This is a genomic window from Thermomonospora umbrina, from assembly GCF_003386555.1.
GTDB lineage: Bacteria > Actinomycetota > Actinomycetes > Streptosporangiales > Streptosporangiaceae > Thermomonospora > Thermomonospora umbrina.
This window is the reverse complement of sequence record NZ_QTTT01000001.1, coordinates 4,038,996-4,057,622: the sequence shown is the minus strand read 5'-3', so window position 1 is coordinate 4,057,622 and position 18,627 is coordinate 4,038,996. Positions and strand designations below refer to the sequence as shown.

Below are 18,627 nucleotides of genomic sequence, written 5' to 3'. Positions count from 1 at the left end.
CATGGCAGTGATGTCAGGGCAGGTCCAGTTCGCCGGCCTTCACCGAAGACACGAACACCTGCCACTCACCGAGGCCGAACCCCAGCACCGGCCCCTCCGGGTTCTTGGAGTCCCGCGCCAGCACCGCCGCCTCACCTGAGGCTACTTCGACGCACTGACCGCCGGTGCCTGTGCTGTGGCTGCTCTTGCGCCAGAACCCCACCTCTACACAGTTGCCGCCGTTGCCAGTACTGCGGCTGCTCTTGCGCCAGGTGACCGAGGAAAGATTCATTGGGACCATCCATACTTCCTGGTGCTGATGAGCTATCTCAGTCCGTCTGCCACCCTCGTGATGAACGCTCGCGTCTCTTCCCTGCCGAGGGCTTGAGCGCACAGGTGGTTATACATCACTTTATATGCCTCTACCTCGTCATGGCCCTCCAGGTAGAGACCGCCCTGCCGGTACTCGACATAGACGACGTTCGGGTCCATCGCCTCCGGGAAGGCGAGGATGGTGAACCCACCTTGCATCCCCGGGTGGGCGCCCGCCGTGAAGGGCAGGACTTGCAGCATGACGTTCGGACGCCGCGACAACTGGTCCAAGTGCAGCAGCTGTTCCTTCATGACCTCCACGCCACCGACCTGGCGACGCACCGCAGCCTCGCTGAGCACGACCCACATGCTCGGCGTGTCGCCGGCTTCGAACAAGCGCTGCTGTCGCTGCATACGCAGCGCGACCCGTCGTTGGATCTCGGCTTCCTCCAAGATCACCGGCTCCGCGAGGTAGGTGGCGGTCGCATAGGACTCGGTTTGCAGCAGCCCCGGAACCACCTCTGCCTCGTAGATACGGAGCGAAGCCGCTTCTTCCTCGATGCCTACGTACACCTGGAACCACTCGGGGATCGAGTCGGAGTAGCGCTGCCACCAGCCGCGCTTGCGGGCCTCCCGGCAGAGCTTCAGGAACGCCTCGTGCTCGTCGCCGGCGATGCCGTACGCCTCGAGCATCCGAGCGACGATGGGCACCGTCCCCGCCGTCTGGGCGCTCTCGATGCGGGTGATCGTCACCGGGGAGCAGCCGACGAAGTCGGCCACCTGCTCGCGCGTCTTGCCGGACTCACGGCGCAGCCGCCGTAGCTCCTTCGCCATTCTGCGCCGTCGGACCGTGGGACTTGACCGCTTTGCCATGACTTCATCCCTTTCAGGACAGTTTGGCACTGCCGTGCAACAAGATTAGATGCACTAGTTCATCCGAACTGATTTACAGAGCGCTCAGCCGCATGCACACTCCGAACATAGCGACGGTCACCCACGGTGTGCGCTTGATCGCGGGATCTCGTCGTGGAGTCGGCGGGACGGTGAGAGGCGGATGATGATGCAGCCCCGACGATCACCGCACAAAGTGCGGTTCGGTCTGCTGACCGGCCTCTGTTACGCGCTGCGGGAGCACGGCTGCGCGTCCACGCTGGTGTGTCCCTGGCGCGGTGAGAGCGTCCTCTACGTCCCGTACCCGGCGAGCACCGCCAAGCCGCTGGCGGTCACCGCCGTCGAGCACCACGACCGCTGGGTCTTCGCCTTCGGCTCCTGCACCACCGGCACCGGCGACGTCCGGGAGGCCGCCGCAAGGGTCACACGTGTGGTGGGTGCCCGGTGACTCCGCGACGCCTCGGGACCCGGACCGTTCCCGCCGACGCCACCAGCGTCCGCGAGGGCCGCCGCTGGCTCCAGGCGCTGCTGGCCGCAGAGCCCCCGGCCGTCCGCGAAGTGACGGACGACGCCGTCCTCCTCCTGTCGGAGACCCTGACCAACGCCATCTGCTATGGGGCCGGCCCCACCGTCACCCTGCACGCCGCGCTCGACCCCACCGCCCTCCACATCGAGGTCACCCAGGCCCGTGGCCCCGGCCTCCCCCACTACACCGACGACCCCGCCGGAGAGCACGGCCGGGGCCTCCCGATCCTCGACCAGATCGCCGCCGCATGGGGCTACCGCACCCTTCCGGGCGACCGCCTCACCGTGTGGTTCCGAGTCGAGACCAAGCCGCCCGGCACCATGGCGACCGCCCGCCCCTGAACCATTCCAGCCGGAGATCACTCAGGTGTAGCGTGAACATTCCGTACCGCCGTGGTCATTCCGGTGGCACGCCCCCCGAAGACCAGGATGCGGAAGCGAGCGCCCGTGACCGACACCGAAGGCCCCGAATTCCTTCTCCGGCTCCGGAAGGGCGGGCCCACCGCCAAAGGCAGGCTGTTGACGGAGAACGGCACCAACGGCAGCCGGCGGTTCAGGGTGCTCGCCGGATCGCCGGCCCGCAGTGATGTGGTGCCCTCGTTCGCCGTCCATATGACGTCCTCGTACACCCTGCGGCAGCAGCTCATCGCTGACGGGTCGATCCGCGAGTCCGCCACCTACCCGGGGTGGTTGGAGACGACCAAGGACATCGACTGCAACTCCCCGTCGGCCGCCGCCGAGATCCTCATCGGCCGAAGCGCCAACGGCTTCGAAAAATGGATGACCGACGACGGTCACCCGCTGGTCGACTTCCTCCCCATCACAGGGTGGGGTCGCAGGCGCACCTGGCTGGTCCGTGGGTCGAACGTGTCAGGACTCGATCTCGTTCAGCGGATGTGGCTGCCCGAGCAGCGGGTCAGCCTGGCCGCGTCCCGGCTGCGGGCGGGCGTCGCGGCGGGCGTCAGCAAGCACGAGCTCCGGGGAATGGTCGAGGAGGACTACGAATCCACGCTCACCTACAACCAGCGGATCCAGCTCGTGGAGGACCTGCACGCCTTCCTCTCCCGGATGAAGCCCGGTGACGGGATCTGCACGATCTCGAGCGGGGATCTGTACGTCGGTGAGATCGCCGGTGAGGTCGATCAGGTCGCCTCGGAGAACGGGCGTTCCAATCTGCGTCGCCCGGTGGAATGGCAGAGCACCCCGCATGCGTACGAGGCGCTGCCGGAAGAGTTGCAGCAGATGCTCTCCATCCAACAGGACGTCGTCGATCTCACGTCGGTCCAAGCCCTGGTCGATGGGCTCGGATGGAGTTTCGAGGAGCTCGTCCAGGTGGTCGAGGACGACGCCGGTGAGCCGAGCGCGGAGATGGCGGTGCTCGAGGCGCGCCGTGAGCTTCAGCTTCCCGAGCCGACGGCCGAGCTCGCCGGCAGCCTGCTCGTTCACGACGTGACGTGGCTGCGGGAGCTGCGCGACCTGCTGTGGGACGACCGGCAGCTCGTGCTGTACGGGCCGCCGGGCACCGGGAAGACGTACCTGGCGCTCAAGCTGGCCGAGTTCCTCGGAGGCGGGCGTGAGCAGGTCAAGCTGGTGCAGTTCCATCCGTCGTACGCCTATGAGGACTTCTTCGAGGGCTTCCGCCCACGTGAGGACCCCGACACACGGGAGGTCGCGTTCCGGCTGACGGCAGGGCCGCTGCGGGAGATCGCCGACCAGGCTCGCCTTGAGGGCAACCGGCACATCCCGTACTTCCTCATCATCGACGAGATCAACCGGGCCAACCTGGCGAAGGTGTTCGGTGAGCTGTACTTCCTGCTGGAGTACCGCCAGAGATCGGTGCGGCTGACGTACTCCGGTGAGGAGTTCGGACTGCCTCCGAACCTGTTCGTGATCGGCACCATGAACACCGCCGACCGTTCCATCGCCTTGGTCGACGCCGCGATGCGCCGCCGGTTCGCGTTCGTGGAACTGTCGCCGCGCACCGAGCCGACCTCCGGTCTGCTGCGCCGCTGGCTGCACCGTGAGAACCGGGACCCCGAGCCCGCCGACCTGCTCGACGCCCTCAACTCCCGCATCGAGGACCCCGACTTCCGAGTGGGCCCGTCGTATCTGATGAAGGACGGCGTCTACCGGGACGGCGGTCTCGAAAGGACCTGGCGCACCAAGATCCTTCCGTTGCTGGAGGAGTACCACTACGGGGAGGACGTGGACGTCGCGGGCCGCTACGGGCTGGCCGCCCTGCGTGCCGCGATCGCCCCATCGTCGTCATGACGGTCATCACGCTCACCGAGCACGGGGCGGCGGTGTCGCTGCCGCTCGACGACGCCGTGGGGCGTGCCCTCGTGGCCTCCCGACTGGCCGAGGCGGCGCCCGACCCGTACGTGCCCGGACGGTGGCGATTGCGCGCCAAGGGCAAAGTGGGCGTGGTGCGGGTGACCGCCTCCGGCGGTGCCGCCGCCACGATGCGGATCGTACCCAAGGTGCCCATTCACCGGCTCCTGTTCCTGCTGGGGTACGCGCTCGACCCCAAGGGCTGGCGAGAGGAGGACGTCACGGCGGACGCCGAACCGGACCTGTTGCCCGCCTTGGCCCGCCTCTTCGAACGGCAGGCCGACAAGGCCCTCCGGCAGGGGCTGCTCCAGGGATACCGATCCGTCGAGGAGACCTCCCTGCTGCTGCGCGGCCGGATCCGGGAGGCCGACCAGATCCGGCGGCACCACGGCAGGTCGTTCCCGATCGAGATCATCCACGACGAGTACACGCCCGACATCGCGGAGAACCGGCTGCTGCGGACGGCGTGCGACCGGCTGTTGCGGCTGCCCTCGGGAGTGCCCCGCGACGTGCGCATCCGGCTGTTGCGGCTGCGGGTCCGGCTCGCCGACATCACTCCGGTCGGCCGGGGGCATGCGCTTCCGGAGTGGCGGCCGAGCCGGCTCAACGTCCGGTACCGTCCGGCGCTGCGGCTGGCCTCGCTGGTCCTCGCCGGGGCGTCCGTGGAGCACCGGCCCGGGGACGTGACGGTATCGGGGTTTCTGTTCGACATGGCCAAGGTCTTCGAGGACTTCGTCACCATCTCCCTTCGGGAGGCCCTGGCCCCAAGTGGTCGGTGTGTGCTCCAGGGCTCCGTTCATCTCGACGAGGACCGCGCGATCCGGATCATTCCGGACCTCGTCCACCGCGCCGCCGACGGCACACCGCTCGCCGTGGCCGACGCCAAATACAAGGCGGAGAAGCCCGAGGGATTCCCGGACGCCGACCTGTACCAGATGCTGGCCTACTGCACCGCCCTTGGTCTGCGAAACGGGCATCTCATCTACGCCAAGGGAAATGCCCCGCACGCCGTGCACCGCGTACGACATGCCGGAGTCCTCATCCACCAGCACGCTCTCGAACTGGATCAGGCTCCGGCGGGCCTTCTCGCCGAGGTGCGCTCACTGGCCGGGCTGCTTGTTCCGGATCAGCCGTTTGTTTCCTCGTCCTCGTCCGGGACGGGTTGAAGGGCGCCACTGGTGAGACCCTCGCGCGCCAGCGCGGCGGCGCGCTCCCCCAGCTCGGCGAGCTCTCTGACCCGCCGTTCGAAATCTTCGATGGCGCGGAAGGCGTCGCCGTAAAGGCGTTGGTCGTCGATGCCCATCTGCGGGACGCGTGAGCCTCGTACATCCAGCCGAAATGTGCCGCTGCCGCTGGTCGAGCGGCGCACGTTGGCGGCACTGCGCAGGAAGCCGAGCAGATAGGCGGTGTCGAGCCGGTCGCTGGTCGAGACGACCTGCTCGCCCTCCACATCGACCAGTCCGGCGCGTGCCAGGTCGGCCACGCTGATGGCGGTGCCGTCGGGCAGGCCGGTGCCGGGCGCGAGCGGCGGCACCAGCGCGCCGAATCCATGGAGGCGGCTGCGGAGCGCGTCGCGTGCGGCGGCGTACTCGGCGGGGAGGTCCGTGTGAGACACCGCCACATGGCGGGCGGGGCTGAGGTCGACGTCTTCGTCCAGCAGATCAACGGCCGCGACGCTCGTAGTCTCGGCGTCCTCAGGTGCGAAGGGCCCAGCGGGGTCATGCCCGGTCAGGTCGGTCATCCGGACACCCGAGATCTCCCGTCGTGATCCGGTCGGCCTCGTCATCAGCCAAAGGTGCACGGGCTGCGCATGGGACGCCGCCATCCCGGGGGGAAGCGCCACCACTTCGGTGAGGATCCCCCGGCGGACGAGCTCGGCCCGGATGCGACGTCCCGCCCTGCGATAGGCGGCGGAGGGAGGCATCACGAGAATCACCCTCCCACCGGGCGCGGTGTGGGCGTAGCAGTGCTGGAGCCACGCGAGCCTCGTCTCTGTACGAGGCGGGACACCGAGATCCCAGCGCGAGTCCATCAGCAGTTCCGCCCGCCCCCAGTCGGCCGCGTGATCGGGCGGATCACAGACGACGAGCTCCGCGCGCAACTCCGGCCACCGGTCGTCACGCAGTGAATCGCCCACCTCGATCGCCGTCCCCGGCATTCCGGCCAGATGAGTGCGCGCCCGAGTGAACCGCGCCGCCACGGCGTCGGCCTCCTGCCCTGCGAGCCGAACGGCCGGACAGCCCGCGAACGCGAGCAATAGAGTGCCGATGCCGCAGGCCGGGTCGAACACGGTGCCCTCGACCGGCCCGGCGAAATGGGCGATGGCACAGGCCAGCCGGGATGTGGACGCATATTCCGAACCGACCCGGCCACCGGAACGGGCGAACCGCTCGGTGAGCCCTTCCAGCAGGTCGGCCGGTGAGCTCTCCGCGGCCCGTTCTTCGGCCTGGGCCCTCACCCGGCCGTCCAGCGGCCCCGGCTCACCGGTGGCGAAGAACTCCCCGAGGTCGCCGAGACCTCGCACGACGTCGCCCCCATAGGCGGCGCGCAACGCCTGCCAGACCAGCACCTCGCCGGAGACCTCTCTGCCCTTGCGCTGCCCCTCCAGCCATGCCCGGACCTCGGCGGCTCTGAAGAGCGCGTTCCGGGCCCCACCGCCGGCCGGCGCGGGAAAGTCGGGATAACGCCTACGCCAGTTGGACACCGCAGCCCGCGTCACACCCGCCAGGCTCGCGATCTCAGAGGCGCTGATCAGGGCATCGTCCGCGTGCTCGAGTCGGTCGGCTCTCACGCCTTCACGCTACACGGCACGATTCAGCGAACTACGTTGACCTTGTCAACAGGAAGCTCAGCCCCCGGTCGCTCTATATTCGAGGCACCGCAAGGGGGGCGTTCTCGGTTCGGACCACCGCCTACGCCAAGTACGGCAGGACGACCTGTTCTGTGGCTTTCGCACCTGCGAGGTCATGGTCGACGACGTCGGCCCCCGGCGACGTCCTAGGGGAGTTGGGCGTGCAGGGTGACGGCGTAGGCGGGGCCGGGGTTGGTCAGTTCGTGGGTACGGCCGCCGCCGTGGACGCGGATGCGGTTGGCGCGCAGGGGGCGTTCGGTGACGCCGTCGGGCGCGATGACGACCTCGATCAGCTCTCCCGCCAGCACGGTGCTGACGCGGGTGCCGCCGTGGTCGTGCACGTCGGTGCGGTGGCCGGGGGGCCAGGTCGTCAGCCACGCCTCGACGCCGTCGCCGGCGTCGAGCAGGACGCGGTCGGGGGCGGCGGGGTCGAGCCGGACCAGGTGCCACCAGCCCTCGGGGCGTCCGGCGAGTGCGTGGATGCGGGCGGCCACCTGTCCCACCGTCGGGGGGCGGGTCACGGCCAGCCCGTGCGGGTCTTCCTGGCCGCGCATGGCGATGTCGGGAACGAGGTCGAGGTCCATGAAGGGTCCTTCTGCTGCTGTCGAAGTCGGTCGGGCCGGAGAACGGTCGTCAGCGACAACAGCGAGGACACGGCGCGGCGGCCACGGGGACGAGGACCCGATGGCTCGTGGAGAAGACGCGCGCCGACATGGGGACTAGGAGACACGTGCTCACGCAGCGTTGTCAAGTCGATCGGTCCAACCGGCATTAACCCACCGGTCACCCGGCATCCGGACGGTGGTCGATCAGGCCCGCGAGCATGCGCCTGACCACTGAGGAAAACGGAGTGTGACCATGACGCCGAACCGGCGAACCGTACTGCGCGGCGGACTGATCGCGGGCGGGGCCCTCCTGTCGGCCGGTACCGCCCGGCCCGCCGCCGCGGCCCCCGGCCTGATCCGCACCGGACGGCCCGCGCTCACCCACGGCGTGCAGACCGGCGACGTGACCGCCGGGCGCGGCGTCGTGTGGGCCCGCGCCGACCGGCCCTCCCGGATGCTGGTGGATCTGAGCCGCCGGCCGGACTTCCGGGCCTTCCACACCGTTCGGGGCCCGGTGCTCACCCCGGAGACCGACCTGACCGGCAAGACGTTCCTGCGGGGCCTGCCGGACGGCGAGCGGATCCACTACCGGGTGCGACTGGCCGACCTGGACCGGCACTCGCTGGTGTCGGAGCCCGTCGAGGGCAGCTTCTCGACGCCGTCGCGGCGGCGGCGGGACGTGTCGTTCGTCTGGTCGGGCGACCTGGCGGGTCAGGGCTGGGGCATCAACCCGGAGCTGGGCGGCTTCCGGATCTTCAAGGCGATGAACGCCGTCGACCCGGACTTCTTCCTGTGCAGCGGCGACTGGGTGTACTCCGACAACGCCCTGTCGGAGACGGTGACGCTGCCCGACGGCCGCACTTGGCGCAACCTGGTGACCCCGGAGAAGACCAAGGTGGCCGAGACGCTGGCCGAGTACCGGGGTCAGTTCCGCTACAACCTGCACGACACCAACCTGCGGGCGTTCAACGCGCGGGTGCCGATGATCTACCAGTGGGACGACCACGAGGTCGTCAACAACTGGTACCCGGGCGAGATCCTGGAGGACGCCCGGTACACCGAGAAGCGCGTGGACGTGCTGGCCGCCCGGGCCCGGCGCGCCCTGATGGAGTACACGCCGATCGCCGTGCAGGCGACGCGGGGCGGCCGGATCTTCCGCAAGATCTCCTACGGCCCGCTGCTGGACGTGTTCGTGATCGACATGCGCACGCACAAGAACGCGAACACCCGCAACGACGCTGCCGCCGAGACCGAGGGCGTGCTCGGCGCCGAGCAGCTCGCCTGGCTCAAGCGGGAGCTGCGCAACTCCAGGGCGACGTGGAAGGTGATGGCCGCCGACCTGCCGATCGGCCTGATCGTCCCCGACGGCGGGGCTCAGGAGGGCATCGCGCAGGGCGACGGCGGGGCCCCGCTCGGCCGCGAGCGCGAGATCGCCGACCTGCTCTCGTACGCCAAGCGGCACAGGGTCCGGAACATGGTGTGGCTGACCGCCGACGTGCACTACACGGCGGCGCACTACTACGACCCGGCCAAGGCGGCCTTCGGCGACTTCGACCCGTTCTGGGAGTTCGTCTCCGGTCCGCTGAACGCGGGCGCGTTCGGGCCGAACACGCTGGAGGGCACGTTCGGGCCGCAGTTGAGGTTCCAGCAGGCTCCGCCGCGCGCCAACACCTCGCCGGCCGAGGGTTTCCAGTTCTTCGGCGAGGTGGCGATCGACGGTGACGACGGCACGTTCACCGTGCGGCTCCGCGACATCGACGGCAAGGTCCTCTACGCCACCGAGCTGACCGCCTCTCGCTGACGGTCGTTCGTTCTGAGGATCGCGACGGTGGAGAGGACGACGACGCCGCCCACGGCCTGGGCGACGGTCAGGCTCTCGCCGTAGACGAGGGCGGTGGACGCGACGGCGACGGCCGGCTCCGCGTAGGAGACGATGGCCGCCGTCGACGCGCCCACCGCCCGCATCCCCGCCAGCAGGCAGACGATCGGCAGGAACGTGGCGAACACCGCCAGCAGCGCCGTCCACAGCCATCCCGCGGCCTCCGCCGGCGCCTCCAGACCTCCGGTGACCAGGCCCGCGAGGGAGAGGCTGACGGCCGCGCCGGTGCAGACGATCGCCGACAGGACGTACAGGTCCAGGTCGTCGGGCAGCCCGTCCGCGACGGTCAGGTAGATCGCGTACGTGGCGCCGGCGGCCAGCGCCATGAGGACGCCGGAGGCCGCGCCCCCCTCGACGCCGCCGCCCAGCAGGAGCAGCACACCCCCCACCGAGCACGTCAGGGCCACGGTCTTGCGCGCGTCCATGCGTTCACGGCGCAGCGCAACGGCCACGCCCGCGACCAGCGGCGGGTACGTGTAGAGCAGCAGCGCGGCCAGCGATCCACTGATGCGGGCCAGCGCACCGAAGTAGAACGCCGCCTGGCACGCGTACCCGACGGCACCGAGACCGACGCAGTGCAGCAGCACGCGCCCTCGGGGAAACGTGCGAGACGCCGGGCGGCGCCCTTGGGCCCTGAGAGCGACCAGCAGCCAGAACAACAGGGCCGCGATGACGAAGCGCAGCGTCAGCATCGTGTGGACGCCGGTCCCGCTCGCGTAGGTCTCCTTGGCGAAGATCGCCGACATCCCGAACCCGGCGGCCGAAACGAGGCACAGGGTCACGCCCAGGGAAAGACGCGGTCGAGTAAGGACAAGCTGCATGCAACGACCGTAGATCCGGGACACCTATCGAGGTAGCCTTGGCAACCTTCGGAAGCCAAAGGGGTTCCCTTGGTCACATTGCACCAGTTCCGCTGCTTCCTCACCACCCTCGAACACGGCTCGTTCACCGGCGCGGCCGCCGCGCTGGGCTACGCGCAGCCCTCCGTCTCCGAACAGGTCCGGCTGCTGGAGCAACACCTGGACACGGCGCTGTTCCGGCGCGCCGGGCGCGGGCTGGTGCCCACCGAGGCGGCCTGGGCGCTGCGCCCGCACGCCGTCGCCGCCCTGAAGGCCGCCGGCGAGGCCGTCCGCGCGGTGTCCTCGGTCAAGGAGCTGCTCACCGGCACCGTCCGCTTCGGCGTCTTCAAGATCGCCCACTACTACTTCGGCGCCGACCTGGTGGCCGACGTGCTGGAACGACATCCGCAGGTCAGGATCGAGCTGGTCGGCCAGAACTCCGCCGAGATCCTCGACCACCTCCGCCGGGGCCGCTTGGAGGCCGCCATGGCGGCGCTGCCGTTCGTCGACGACGGCGGTGAGATGTCCGTCAGCACGGTGATCCGCGACGAGCTGGTGTACGTCAGCGCCGACCCCGAACGCGTGCGCGAGCCCGTCGGCGCCACCGCCCTGGCGACACGTCCCCTCGTGCTGCCCGACGTGAGCTGGCGCGCCGAGGACTACACCCGCAGGCAGCTCGTCCAGATGGCGCGCTCCGCCGGCTACACGCTGACACCCCGCGTCGAGGTCGAGTACGTGGAGACGGCGCTGGACGTGGCCGCCCGCGGACTGGCCGACACCGTCTGCTGGCTCGGCGTGCTGCACCGCCTCAAGGACCGACTGCCCGCGGGCCTCGGCTGGGTGTCGCTGAGCCCCCCGCTGTACGAGCGCTTCGGGATAGCCCACCGACCGGTCGCCGAGCTCTCCCCCGCCACCCGCGCCGTCGTCCAGCTCGCCACCGCCCGGATGCGCCGCCTGGAGGCCGCCCTGGAGAACGGTGTGAATCAGGTCATAGCCAGCTCTGGCCCCTGAATCCCCCACCACGTAGGTTCGGAACGTCTCGTCGGGCCCCGGCGTGCGGGGCGCCGCTCGCGACACCCGGAGCCGCTCCCTACCACCCCGAGGGAGCGGCCCACCGGCCTCGACATCCTCGCCCCCGCTGTGACCTGCGACTCTGGCGGGAACGGCGGATCCGGTCATAGGGTCACTCAGATCATCCCCCCGACGAGAAGGGTCCCCGCTCATGGAGCTCGACCACGAGTTCACCGTGCCGGTACCGGTGGATCAGACCTGGTCGGCGCTGCTGGACGTGGAACGGGTGGCCCGCTGCATGCCGGGCGCCACCCTCGACTCGACGGACGGCGAGGAGCACACCGGCCGCTTCAAGGTACGGCTCGGCGCGATGACCATCACCTACCGGGGCACCGCCGCCCTCACCGAGGCGGACGAGCCCGCCCGCACGATCACCGTCAAGGCGAACGGCAAGGAGGCCCGCGGCTCCGGCACCGCCTCCGCCCTCTTCAAGGCCCGCCTCACCGAGACGGACGGCGCCACCCGTGTCACGATCCACACCTCGCTGGACGTCACCGGCCGCCCGGCCCAGTTCGGCCGCACCCTCCTCACCGAGGCGGCCGCCAAGATCCTCACCCGCTTCGCCAAGTCCCTGGAAACCGAACTCCACCCCGAGCCCGGCCCCGCCCCCGCACCCGACACCGAAGCCGCCCCCCAACCGACCGCCGCGCCCCTCCCCGAGCCGACAACCGCTCCGGTAACCGAGCCCGAGCCCGAGGGCGCTTCCCAGCGGGCGGACGCGGGGGACGCCGCGCAAGGGGCGGTTGCGGAGAGGCTCGGGGAGCCCGATCTCGGCCCGGAGGGCGTTGGCGGGCCGGCTACGGGTTCCGGGGGCGAGAGCGGCTCGGAGCCCGCCGCCGAGGGGGGTCCCGAGGTGGAGGTCGTTCGCGGGTCGGACGAGGGGGGCGTGGGCGAGGTCGGGGGAACGGTCTCCGTGCCCCGTCCGCGAGAGGGCGGGCAGGTGGCCGAGGGCGGGGTGGGGTTCCGGGCGGAGCCGAGCGTCGGCGAGGGCTCCGAGGGCGAGGATCCGCAGGGGCGGGCGAGGGCTCGGCGGGCTGCGCCGGCGGTCGGGGCATTGGCGGCGCTGCTGGCCGTGCGGTACCTGTTCCGGCGGCGTCGGGGACGGCATCGCCGCTGAGGGGGTACCCGGGTCCACCACGGGGAGTCATTCGCCTGGTACGTTCCGTAATCAAGGGATGCGGACGACCGCATCGTGTGAGGTCTGTCCGGTGGGGGCCATGGACACGGTCGAAATACAACGGGTCGTCGCGATCGAGGACGACAACTGGTGGTATCGGGAGCGGCGGGCGATCATCGCCCGGGAGCTGCGCCGGCTGGGGGAGCCGGGGCGGGCCGCGGACATCGGGGCGGCCGGGGGAGGTAACACCCGGGTGCTGTTGGATCACGGCTGGGACGCCATCGCCATCGACGGCTCGCCGGCCGCGGTGGAGCTGGCGCGGTTGCGCGGCATCGACGCCTATCACGGCGACGCCTGCTATCTGCCGCTGTCGACCGGTGACTTCGACTTCGTGATGGCGTTGGATCTGCTGCAGCACATTCCCGACGACCGCACCGCGGCGGGGGAACTGGCCCGGGTGCTGCGGCCGGGCGGCACCGTGTTGATCTCCGTGCCGAGCGACCTGGCGCTGTGGTCGGCGCGCGACGTGATGCTCGGCCACGTCCGCCGCTATTCGCGCGACACCCTGACCGAGCTGATCGAGGGGGCCGGCCTGCGCGTCGACCGCCTGTGGAGCTGGAACGTGCTGCTGCGCCCCGTCGTCAAGTGGCGACGACACCGCGCCAAGCCGCAGGACTCCGAGCGGCTCAACCCTGCGGTCAACGCCGGCCTGCGCGCCGTCTCCATGCTGGAGCGACGCCTGCCCGTACGAGGGATCCCGGGCACCACGCTGTTCGCCCGGGCCCACCGCCCGGAGCTCTGACGCACCCGGGCGAAACAGCGGTACGAAGCCCTCGGCCCCGGAGGCCCGACATCCGGCCCACTGATCCCGGGCCTATGGAGGGCACACCACCCGCCCATGCCCGGTCGCTTCAGGCGAGGGCCACGGAGCGCCGGCGGAGGGGTCCTCGCCTGAAGAGCTCCGGGCGCGGGGGCGTGGGGTCCGCCCCCCATCAAAAGGCCCTAGTCCTGGTCGGCGGTGGCCGGGGTCAGGTCGGGGCTCGGCAGCGGGGCGTCGGCGGGGGTCGCGGGGGTGGGGGCCGCCGCCTCGCCCAGCGCCGCCATGACGCGGGTGTGCGTACGGGTCGACAGCCAGAACTTGTAGATGATGACCAGCTCGAACAGGGCCAGCAGGGTGCCCGCCACCGCCGTGGCCGGGATGATCGCGCCGGTCACCGGGCCGATGATGAACACGGCCATCTGGAACTCGATCCCGCTCACCAGATGGGTGCGGACCCGTCGCCGCAGCAGCGAGCGGCGGATGCGGCGGTACCAGGGGAACTGGCTGTCGAACTGGCGGTGCAGGTCGGTGTTCGGCGCCGGCTCCAGGGCGGTCTCGGCGTCGCCGTCGGGTTCGGTCTCGTCGTCTCGGGTCTCCTCCTCGGGTTCGGCCATCCGGCGGCGGGCCGCGTTCACGGCCGAGCGCATCGAACGGCGGACTTTCACGATCTGCGGGCCGTTGACGTAGCGGAACATGTCCAGGGCCAGCACCGCCATGCCGGCGTAGAGGTAGGCGGAATGGCCGGTGCGGACGTACTGGCCGGCCATGAGGGCCAGCGCGCACACGCTGTCCCGCACCCGATCCAGCATGAAGTCCAGCCAGCCGCCGAACAGCGTGCCGGTGCGCTTGAGTCTGGCGATCTTGCCGTCCATGCAGTCCACCACGAAGCCCACGTGGTAGAGCAGGGCGCCGATCACCAGCCAGCCCGGGGAGCCGAGCGCGAAACAGCCCGCCGCGCCCATGCCCAGGGCGAAGGCGACGGCGGTGAGCTGGTTCGGGGTGATCGAGGTCCGGTTCGCGACGACCAGCGTCAACCGGATCGCGATCGGATCGACCAGCAGAACCGTCCACCACGCATCGCGGCCCTTGCAGACCCTGCGCACGTCATCCAGGGAGAACGTCGCCATCCCGCAAGCATCCCTACACAGGGCGATCACGCGTAAGCGATTCGCTATCGGACCCGTAACGTTTGCCCGACACTTGACCCTTCGTCTACGCGGGAAGGAACGTGTCCGCCGCCCGTTCGCCCAGAAGGGGCGATTTCGTACGCAGCAGATCGGCGAACAGCGTCTCCCAGCGCCGGCGGATGGTCTCGGGCCCGTACTCGGCCGCGGTGCTGACCGCCACCGTGCCGAGCCGTCGACGGAACCCCCGGTCGTCGATCAGCCGGCACAGTCCGGCCGCCAGCGCGGCCGAGTCCTCCGGCGGGACCAGCAGCCCGTTCTCCCCGTCGCGGATGATCTCCCGGGGGCCGGTCGGGCAGTCGAAGCTCACCAGCGGCACCCCACAGTTGAGCGCCTCGAGCACCACCATCGCGAAGCCCTCGAACCGGGAGCTGAGGGCGTAGATCGACGCCTGCGCCAGTTCGTCGTCGAAGCCCTGCACCGTCCCCATCAGGAACGCGTGGTTGTAGAGGTGGTGCCGGTGGATCTGCGCCCGCAGCCGCTTCTCGCGGGGCCCGGCGCCGTAGATCCGCAGCGTCCAGTCCGGGTGGCGTTCGACGACCTCGGCGAACGCGTCGAGCAACAGGTCGAAGCCCTTCTGCCGGGTCAGCCTCCCCGCCGCCACGATCACCTTGCCGGTGTGGTCGGTGCGCGGCACGTCCAGGGTGTGCAGCGGGTTGGGGATCCGTTCGGTCCGCACGGCGCGGCCGAGCGCGGCCCGGTACTCCTCGCAGTCCTGTTCGGTCAGCGAGACGACCGCGTCCAGGCGCGGGTAGTCGTCGAGGATCGCGGCGCGCACGCCGGGCTTGTAGCGGCCGAAGTGCATGTGGTCCTGGGCCACCCGCACCAGCCGTTCGGGCGCGTACCGGGCGGACATCAGGTTCAGGCCGGGACGCGTCGTGACCAGCACCCCGTCGTCCAGGCCCTGCACGTACTCGATGAAGCCCTCCTCGACCTCGCGGGTGAAGGTGTCCTTGGCGGCCTCGTCCGCCGGCACCTCGCGTCCGGGCTCACCGCCGGCGCGGGGCGCGGACGGGGCGGGGAGGCGCAGGGCTCGGCCGAGCCGGCCCCCGGGCGCCGAGGGCGCGGGCGGCGGCGCGGGCCGCCCGCGCAGATCGGTGACGGTGACCATGCGGACGCGCGGGTCGACCGGGAACTGCGGGTCGTCCCGACGGCGGACCACGCTGGCTATCCGGACGTCGTGACCCGCCGCGGCCATGGCGTTGGCCTGGTTGATGACGGTGCGGATCGTGCCGCCCATGCCGTAGGCGTGCAGCAGTGCGTATGTGATCTTCATCGAGCGCGACGGCTTCCGATAGCGAGGTGGTTGTCGGCGGTGTACGAGGGCCGTACCCGGAACCGGGCGCCGAACGCGTCGGCCCGCTGCGCCGGATAGGTGATGGCGCGGGCCCTGCGCGGCACGCCCAGGTGCCGGCCGAGCCGCAGCGCCCGGCCTCCCGGAGTGCCCGGGTCGAGATAGGCGTGCCAGCGTGCGGAGCGTACGGGTCGCGGGAGCACCAGGTCGCGCACCGGCACGGCCGCCTCGAACCTGCCGTGCCGCACGGTCACCCGGTACGGGCCGGGGATCGGCCGCCGCGCCATCCGCCAAAGGCGGATCCGGTGACCGAGCCGGGACCGGGGCGACGTCGGGACGGGCCGTTCCTCCGGTACGAGTCGGAGCCGCCACGGCCCCTCGGCCGTGTCGGTCCCCTGGAACGCCCCGATCACCCTGATCAGGCCGTCCCGGGCCCACACCTCGTGGATCTCGGCCCAGTGCCCGGTGGTGACGTCTACGGTCGGCTCTGTGGTCGGCAACGCCATCGCCCCCTTTCCCGGTGAACGGGATGCCCCGAGGTCAACGAGTGCCACCGGGACACGGGGAAGGTTTGCCGCGACCGTTACCCGTCCGAGGGACTGCCGGGCGCGCCTCGACCCTCCGGAGAACGGCTCAGGCCCGGACGCGGACCTCGGGGTGGGCCTCGCCGACCGCCGCTCGGACCGTTCCCGCCAGCGTCTCGAACTCGGCGGCGCGCGGGGACGTCGCCCGGTGGGCCAGCCCGATCGTGCGCGACGGCGCCGGGTCGGCGAACCGCCGTACGGCCAGACCCTCCGCCCGCCGGGTCTCGACCGGCAGCGCGGTCTGCGGTACGAGCGTGACCCCGAGCCCGCCGGACACGAGCTGCACCAGGGTGGCGAGGCTCGCGGCGTAGGTGGCGGCCGTGGCCCGCGCGCCGACCTCGCGGCACACGTCGAGCGCCTGGTCGCGCAGGCAGTGCCCCTCGTTCAGCAGGATGACGTCCAGCTCGCCGAGCGCCTGCCGGGGCACCGGCGCGGGCCCGATCTCCTGGGCCCCGGACGCGACCAGCAGGAAGTCCTCCTCGTACAACGGCAGCTCGGCGAGGCCGGGCAGGGGCACGGGGAGCGCGAGGATCACCACGTCCAGCCGTCCGGCGGACAGCTCGGCGACGATGTTGTCGGTCTGCTCCTCGCGTACGGACAGCTCCAGGTCGGGGAACTCGCGGGTCAGCCGGGGCAGTACGGCGGGCAGCAGATACGGGGCCACGGTGGGGATCACGCCCAGCCGCAGCGGGCCGACCAGCGGGCCCCGCGTGGAACGCACGTCCTCGACCAGCCGGTCCAGCTCGGCGAGCACCGACTCGGCGTGACGCGCCACGCGCTCCCCGGCGGGGGTGAGGAGCACGCGGCGTGTCGTACGTTCGACCAGCCGGGTGTCGAGCTGCTCCTCCAGGGCGGCGACCGCCCCGGACAGCGCGGGCTGGCTCATCCCCAACGTGGCGGCGGCGTCGCGGAAGTGCAGGTGCTCGGCCAGCGCGAGGAACGCGCGCAACTGGGCCACGGTGGGTCTACTGATAGCCATCCCCTATCGACTCAAAGCGATCCATCGATTTCTCTTTTCACTCTAGCTACGGCAGTCTGGTATCCGCTCACCAGCCCCGATGCCCACTGCCGCCCCATCGGGATGCTTGTGACTTCCTTCACAAAACGGCTTCAAAGGAGACTCCGTGCTCACTGTCGGTGACCAGTTCCCCGAGTACGAGCTGACCGCCTGTGTCTCGCTGGACGCGGACACGGCGTTCGAGACCATCAACCACAAGACCTACGAGGGCAAGTGGCGGGTCGTGTTCTTCTGGCCCAAGGACTTCACCTTCATCTGTCCGACGGAGATCGCCGAGTTCGGGCGGCTGAACGAGGAGTTCGCCGACCGCGACACCCAGGTCCTCGGCGCGTCCGTCGACAACGAGTTCGTGCACTTCGCTTGGCGCAAGGACCACCCGGACCTGCGCGACCTGCCGTTCCCGATGCTGTCGGACCTCAACCGCGAGCTGTCCGCGGCCCTCGGCATCCTCACCGCCGACGGTGTCGCCCAGCGCGCCACCTTCATCGTCGACCCCAACAACGAGATCCAGTTCTCGATGGTCACCGCGGGCTCGGTCGGCCGGAACGTCAAGGAGGTCCTGCGGGTCCTCGACGCCCTCCAGTCCGACGAGCTGTGCCCCTGCAACTGGAACAAGGGCGAGGCCACGCTGGACGCCCAGAAGCTCATGGTCGGCGCCTGATCGTCGGTCGTCACCGCACGCATCGGCCGGCCGCGGCACCTCGCGGCCGGCCGTTCCGCAGGAAAGGAACGCCGTCATGAGCGTTGACGCGCTGAAGGGGGCCCTCCCGGCCTACGCCAAGGACACCAAGCTGAACCTCGGCTCGGTGACCACCACCTCCCAGCTCTCCGACCAGCAGCTCTGGGGCACCGTGCTGGCCTGCGCGCTGGCCACGGGCAGCGCCCGGGTCATCAGGGAGCTGGCCGAGGACGCCGGCGACCACCTGTCGGCCGAGGCCTTCGACGCGGCCAAGGCCGCCGCGTCGATCATGGCCATGAACAACGTCTACTACCGGGCCACCCACCTGATCGGCGACTCCACCTACGCCGATCTGCCCGCCAAGCTCCGGATGAGCGTCATCGGCAGGCCCGGCGTGGACAAGGTCGACTTCGAGCTGTGGTGCCTGGCCGTCTCCGCGATCAACGGCTGCGGCCGCTGCCTGGAGTCGCACGAGCAGGTGCTCCGCCAGGCGGGGATGTCCCGCGAACTGATCCAGGAGGCCCTCCGGATCGCCGCGGTGGTCAACGCCACCGCCGCCACCCTGGAGGCCGAGGCCGCCCTGGCCCCCGCCACCGTCTGACCCCGCGCGAAAGGCCCGGGCGGCCTCGCCCGGGCCTTTCGCGCGTC

At 70.6% G+C, this 18,627-nt stretch carries 19 protein-coding genes; 10 read left to right on the top strand and 9 right to left on the bottom strand.

Annotation, left to right across the window (positions count from 1 at the left end):
- Window positions 1-13: 13 nt before the first annotated feature.
- Window positions 14-271 (bottom strand): DUF397 domain-containing protein, encoded by a 258-nt coding sequence (locus DFJ69_RS18185; protein ID WP_211328650.1) that lies wholly within the window; start codon window positions 269-271, stop codon window positions 14-16.
- 32 nt (window positions 272-303) lie between these two features.
- The gene (locus DFJ69_RS18180) at window positions 304-1,125 is read right to left on the bottom strand and encodes a helix-turn-helix domain-containing protein (RefSeq protein WP_245974439.1); all 822 of its coding nucleotides are present in this window, start codon (window positions 1,123-1,125) and stop codon (window positions 304-306) included.
- Window positions 1,126-1,345: 220 nt separating this feature from the next.
- On the opposite strand from DFJ69_RS18180, the gene DFJ69_RS18175 reads away from it, so the two are divergent.
- From DFJ69_RS18175 to DFJ69_RS18160, 4 genes are all read left to right on the top strand, one after another.
- Complete coding sequence (locus DFJ69_RS18175) at window positions 1,346-1,630, top strand: hypothetical protein (RefSeq protein WP_147312356.1); 285 nt, start codon at window positions 1,346-1,348, stop codon at window positions 1,628-1,630.
- The gene (locus tag DFJ69_RS18170; protein ID WP_170177705.1) at window positions 1,627-2,049 is read left to right on the top strand and encodes an ATP-binding protein; all 423 of its coding nucleotides are present in this window, start codon (window positions 1,627-1,629) and stop codon (window positions 2,047-2,049) included. The genes DFJ69_RS18175 and DFJ69_RS18170 overlap by 4 nt, the downstream gene beginning before the upstream one ends.
- Window positions 2,050-2,154: 105 nt before the next feature.
- Window positions 2,155-3,978 carry a DUF4357 domain-containing protein gene (locus DFJ69_RS18165; RefSeq protein WP_211328649.1) on the top strand — a complete coding sequence of 608 codons (1,824 nt, stop codon included), beginning with the start codon at window positions 2,155-2,157 and terminating at the stop codon, window positions 3,976-3,978.
- Entirely contained in the window at window positions 3,975-5,204 is a 1,230-nt protein-coding gene (locus DFJ69_RS18160) for an McrC family protein (RefSeq protein ID WP_116023701.1), read from the top strand. Before DFJ69_RS18165 ends, DFJ69_RS18160 begins: the two co-directional genes overlap by 4 nt.
- Here DFJ69_RS18160 and DFJ69_RS18155 read toward each other — a convergent pair.
- Together DFJ69_RS18155 and DFJ69_RS18150 are read right to left on the bottom strand one after the other, a co-directional pair.
- Window positions 5,165-6,829: an N-6 DNA methylase gene (locus DFJ69_RS18155; RefSeq protein WP_211328648.1), complete on the bottom strand. Its 1,665-nt coding sequence runs from the start codon at window positions 6,827-6,829 to the stop codon at window positions 5,165-5,167. The genes DFJ69_RS18160 and DFJ69_RS18155 overlap by 40 nt on opposite strands.
- 206 nt (window positions 6,830-7,035) lie before the next feature.
- The gene (locus DFJ69_RS18150) at window positions 7,036-7,473 is read right to left on the bottom strand and encodes a cupin domain-containing protein (protein WP_116023700.1); all 438 of its coding nucleotides are present in this window, start codon (window positions 7,471-7,473) and stop codon (window positions 7,036-7,038) included.
- A gap of 274 nt (window positions 7,474-7,747) precedes the next feature.
- Here DFJ69_RS18150 and DFJ69_RS18145 point away from each other — a divergent pair, with 274 nt between their 5' ends.
- A complete protein-coding gene (locus tag DFJ69_RS18145) occupies window positions 7,748-9,295 on the top strand; it encodes an alkaline phosphatase D family protein (protein ID WP_116026713.1) in 1,548 nt (515 codons plus the stop codon).
- Here the strand turns inward: DFJ69_RS18145 and DFJ69_RS18140 are convergent.
- Window positions 9,265-10,194 carry a DMT family transporter gene (locus tag DFJ69_RS18140; RefSeq protein ID WP_116023699.1) on the bottom strand — a complete coding sequence of 310 codons (930 nt, stop codon included), beginning with the start codon at window positions 10,192-10,194 and terminating at the stop codon, window positions 9,265-9,267. The genes DFJ69_RS18145 and DFJ69_RS18140 overlap by 31 nt on opposite strands.
- 69 nt (window positions 10,195-10,263) lie before the next feature.
- On the opposite strand from DFJ69_RS18140, the gene DFJ69_RS18135 reads away from it, so the two are divergent.
- From DFJ69_RS18135 to DFJ69_RS18125, 3 genes are all read left to right on the top strand, one after another.
- On the top strand, window positions 10,264-11,223 hold the full coding sequence (locus tag DFJ69_RS18135) for a LysR family transcriptional regulator (protein ID WP_116023698.1): 960 nt from the start codon (window positions 10,264-10,266) through the stop codon (window positions 11,221-11,223).
- 211 nt (window positions 11,224-11,434) lie between these two features.
- Window positions 11,435-12,400 (top strand): SRPBCC family protein, encoded by a 966-nt coding sequence (locus tag DFJ69_RS18130; RefSeq protein WP_116023697.1) that lies wholly within the window; start codon window positions 11,435-11,437, stop codon window positions 12,398-12,400.
- A gap of 100 nt (window positions 12,401-12,500) precedes the next feature.
- Entirely contained in the window at window positions 12,501-13,202 is a 702-nt protein-coding gene (locus tag DFJ69_RS18125; RefSeq protein WP_116023696.1) for a class I SAM-dependent methyltransferase, read from the top strand.
- Window positions 13,203-13,402: 200 nt separating this feature from the next.
- Here DFJ69_RS18125 and DFJ69_RS18120 read toward each other — a convergent pair whose 3' ends face one another.
- The 4 genes from DFJ69_RS18120 to DFJ69_RS18105 form a co-directional block, all read right to left on the bottom strand.
- Complete coding sequence (locus DFJ69_RS18120; protein ID WP_116023695.1) at window positions 13,403-14,347, bottom strand: CDP-alcohol phosphatidyltransferase family protein; 945 nt, start codon at window positions 14,345-14,347, stop codon at window positions 13,403-13,405.
- An 85-nt stretch (window positions 14,348-14,432) separates the two neighbouring features.
- Window positions 14,433-15,680, bottom strand: a complete 1,248-nt coding sequence (locus DFJ69_RS18115; RefSeq protein WP_116023694.1) for a glycosyltransferase family 4 protein — start codon at window positions 15,678-15,680, stop codon at window positions 14,433-14,435.
- Window positions 15,677-16,204, bottom strand: a complete 528-nt coding sequence (locus tag DFJ69_RS18110) for a hypothetical protein (protein ID WP_116023693.1) — start codon at window positions 16,202-16,204, stop codon at window positions 15,677-15,679. Before DFJ69_RS18110 ends, DFJ69_RS18115 begins: the two co-directional genes overlap by 4 nt.
- Window positions 16,205-16,331: 127 nt before the next feature.
- Window positions 16,332-17,261: a hydrogen peroxide-inducible genes activator gene (locus DFJ69_RS18105; protein WP_116023692.1), complete on the bottom strand. Its 930-nt coding sequence runs from the start codon at window positions 17,259-17,261 to the stop codon at window positions 16,332-16,334.
- A 145-nt stretch (window positions 17,262-17,406) separates the two neighbouring features.
- Here DFJ69_RS18105 and DFJ69_RS18100 point away from each other — a divergent pair, with 145 nt between their 5' ends.
- Together DFJ69_RS18100 and ahpD are read left to right on the top strand one after the other, a co-directional pair.
- Window positions 17,407-17,961 (top strand): peroxiredoxin, encoded by a 555-nt coding sequence (locus DFJ69_RS18100; RefSeq protein ID WP_116023691.1) that lies wholly within the window; start codon window positions 17,407-17,409, stop codon window positions 17,959-17,961.
- Window positions 17,962-18,037: 76 nt separating this feature from the next.
- Window positions 18,038-18,580, top strand: a complete 543-nt coding sequence (gene ahpD / locus DFJ69_RS18095) for an alkylhydroperoxidase, AhpD family (protein WP_116023690.1) — start codon at window positions 18,038-18,040, stop codon at window positions 18,578-18,580.
- Window positions 18,581-18,627: the final 47 nt, after the last annotated feature.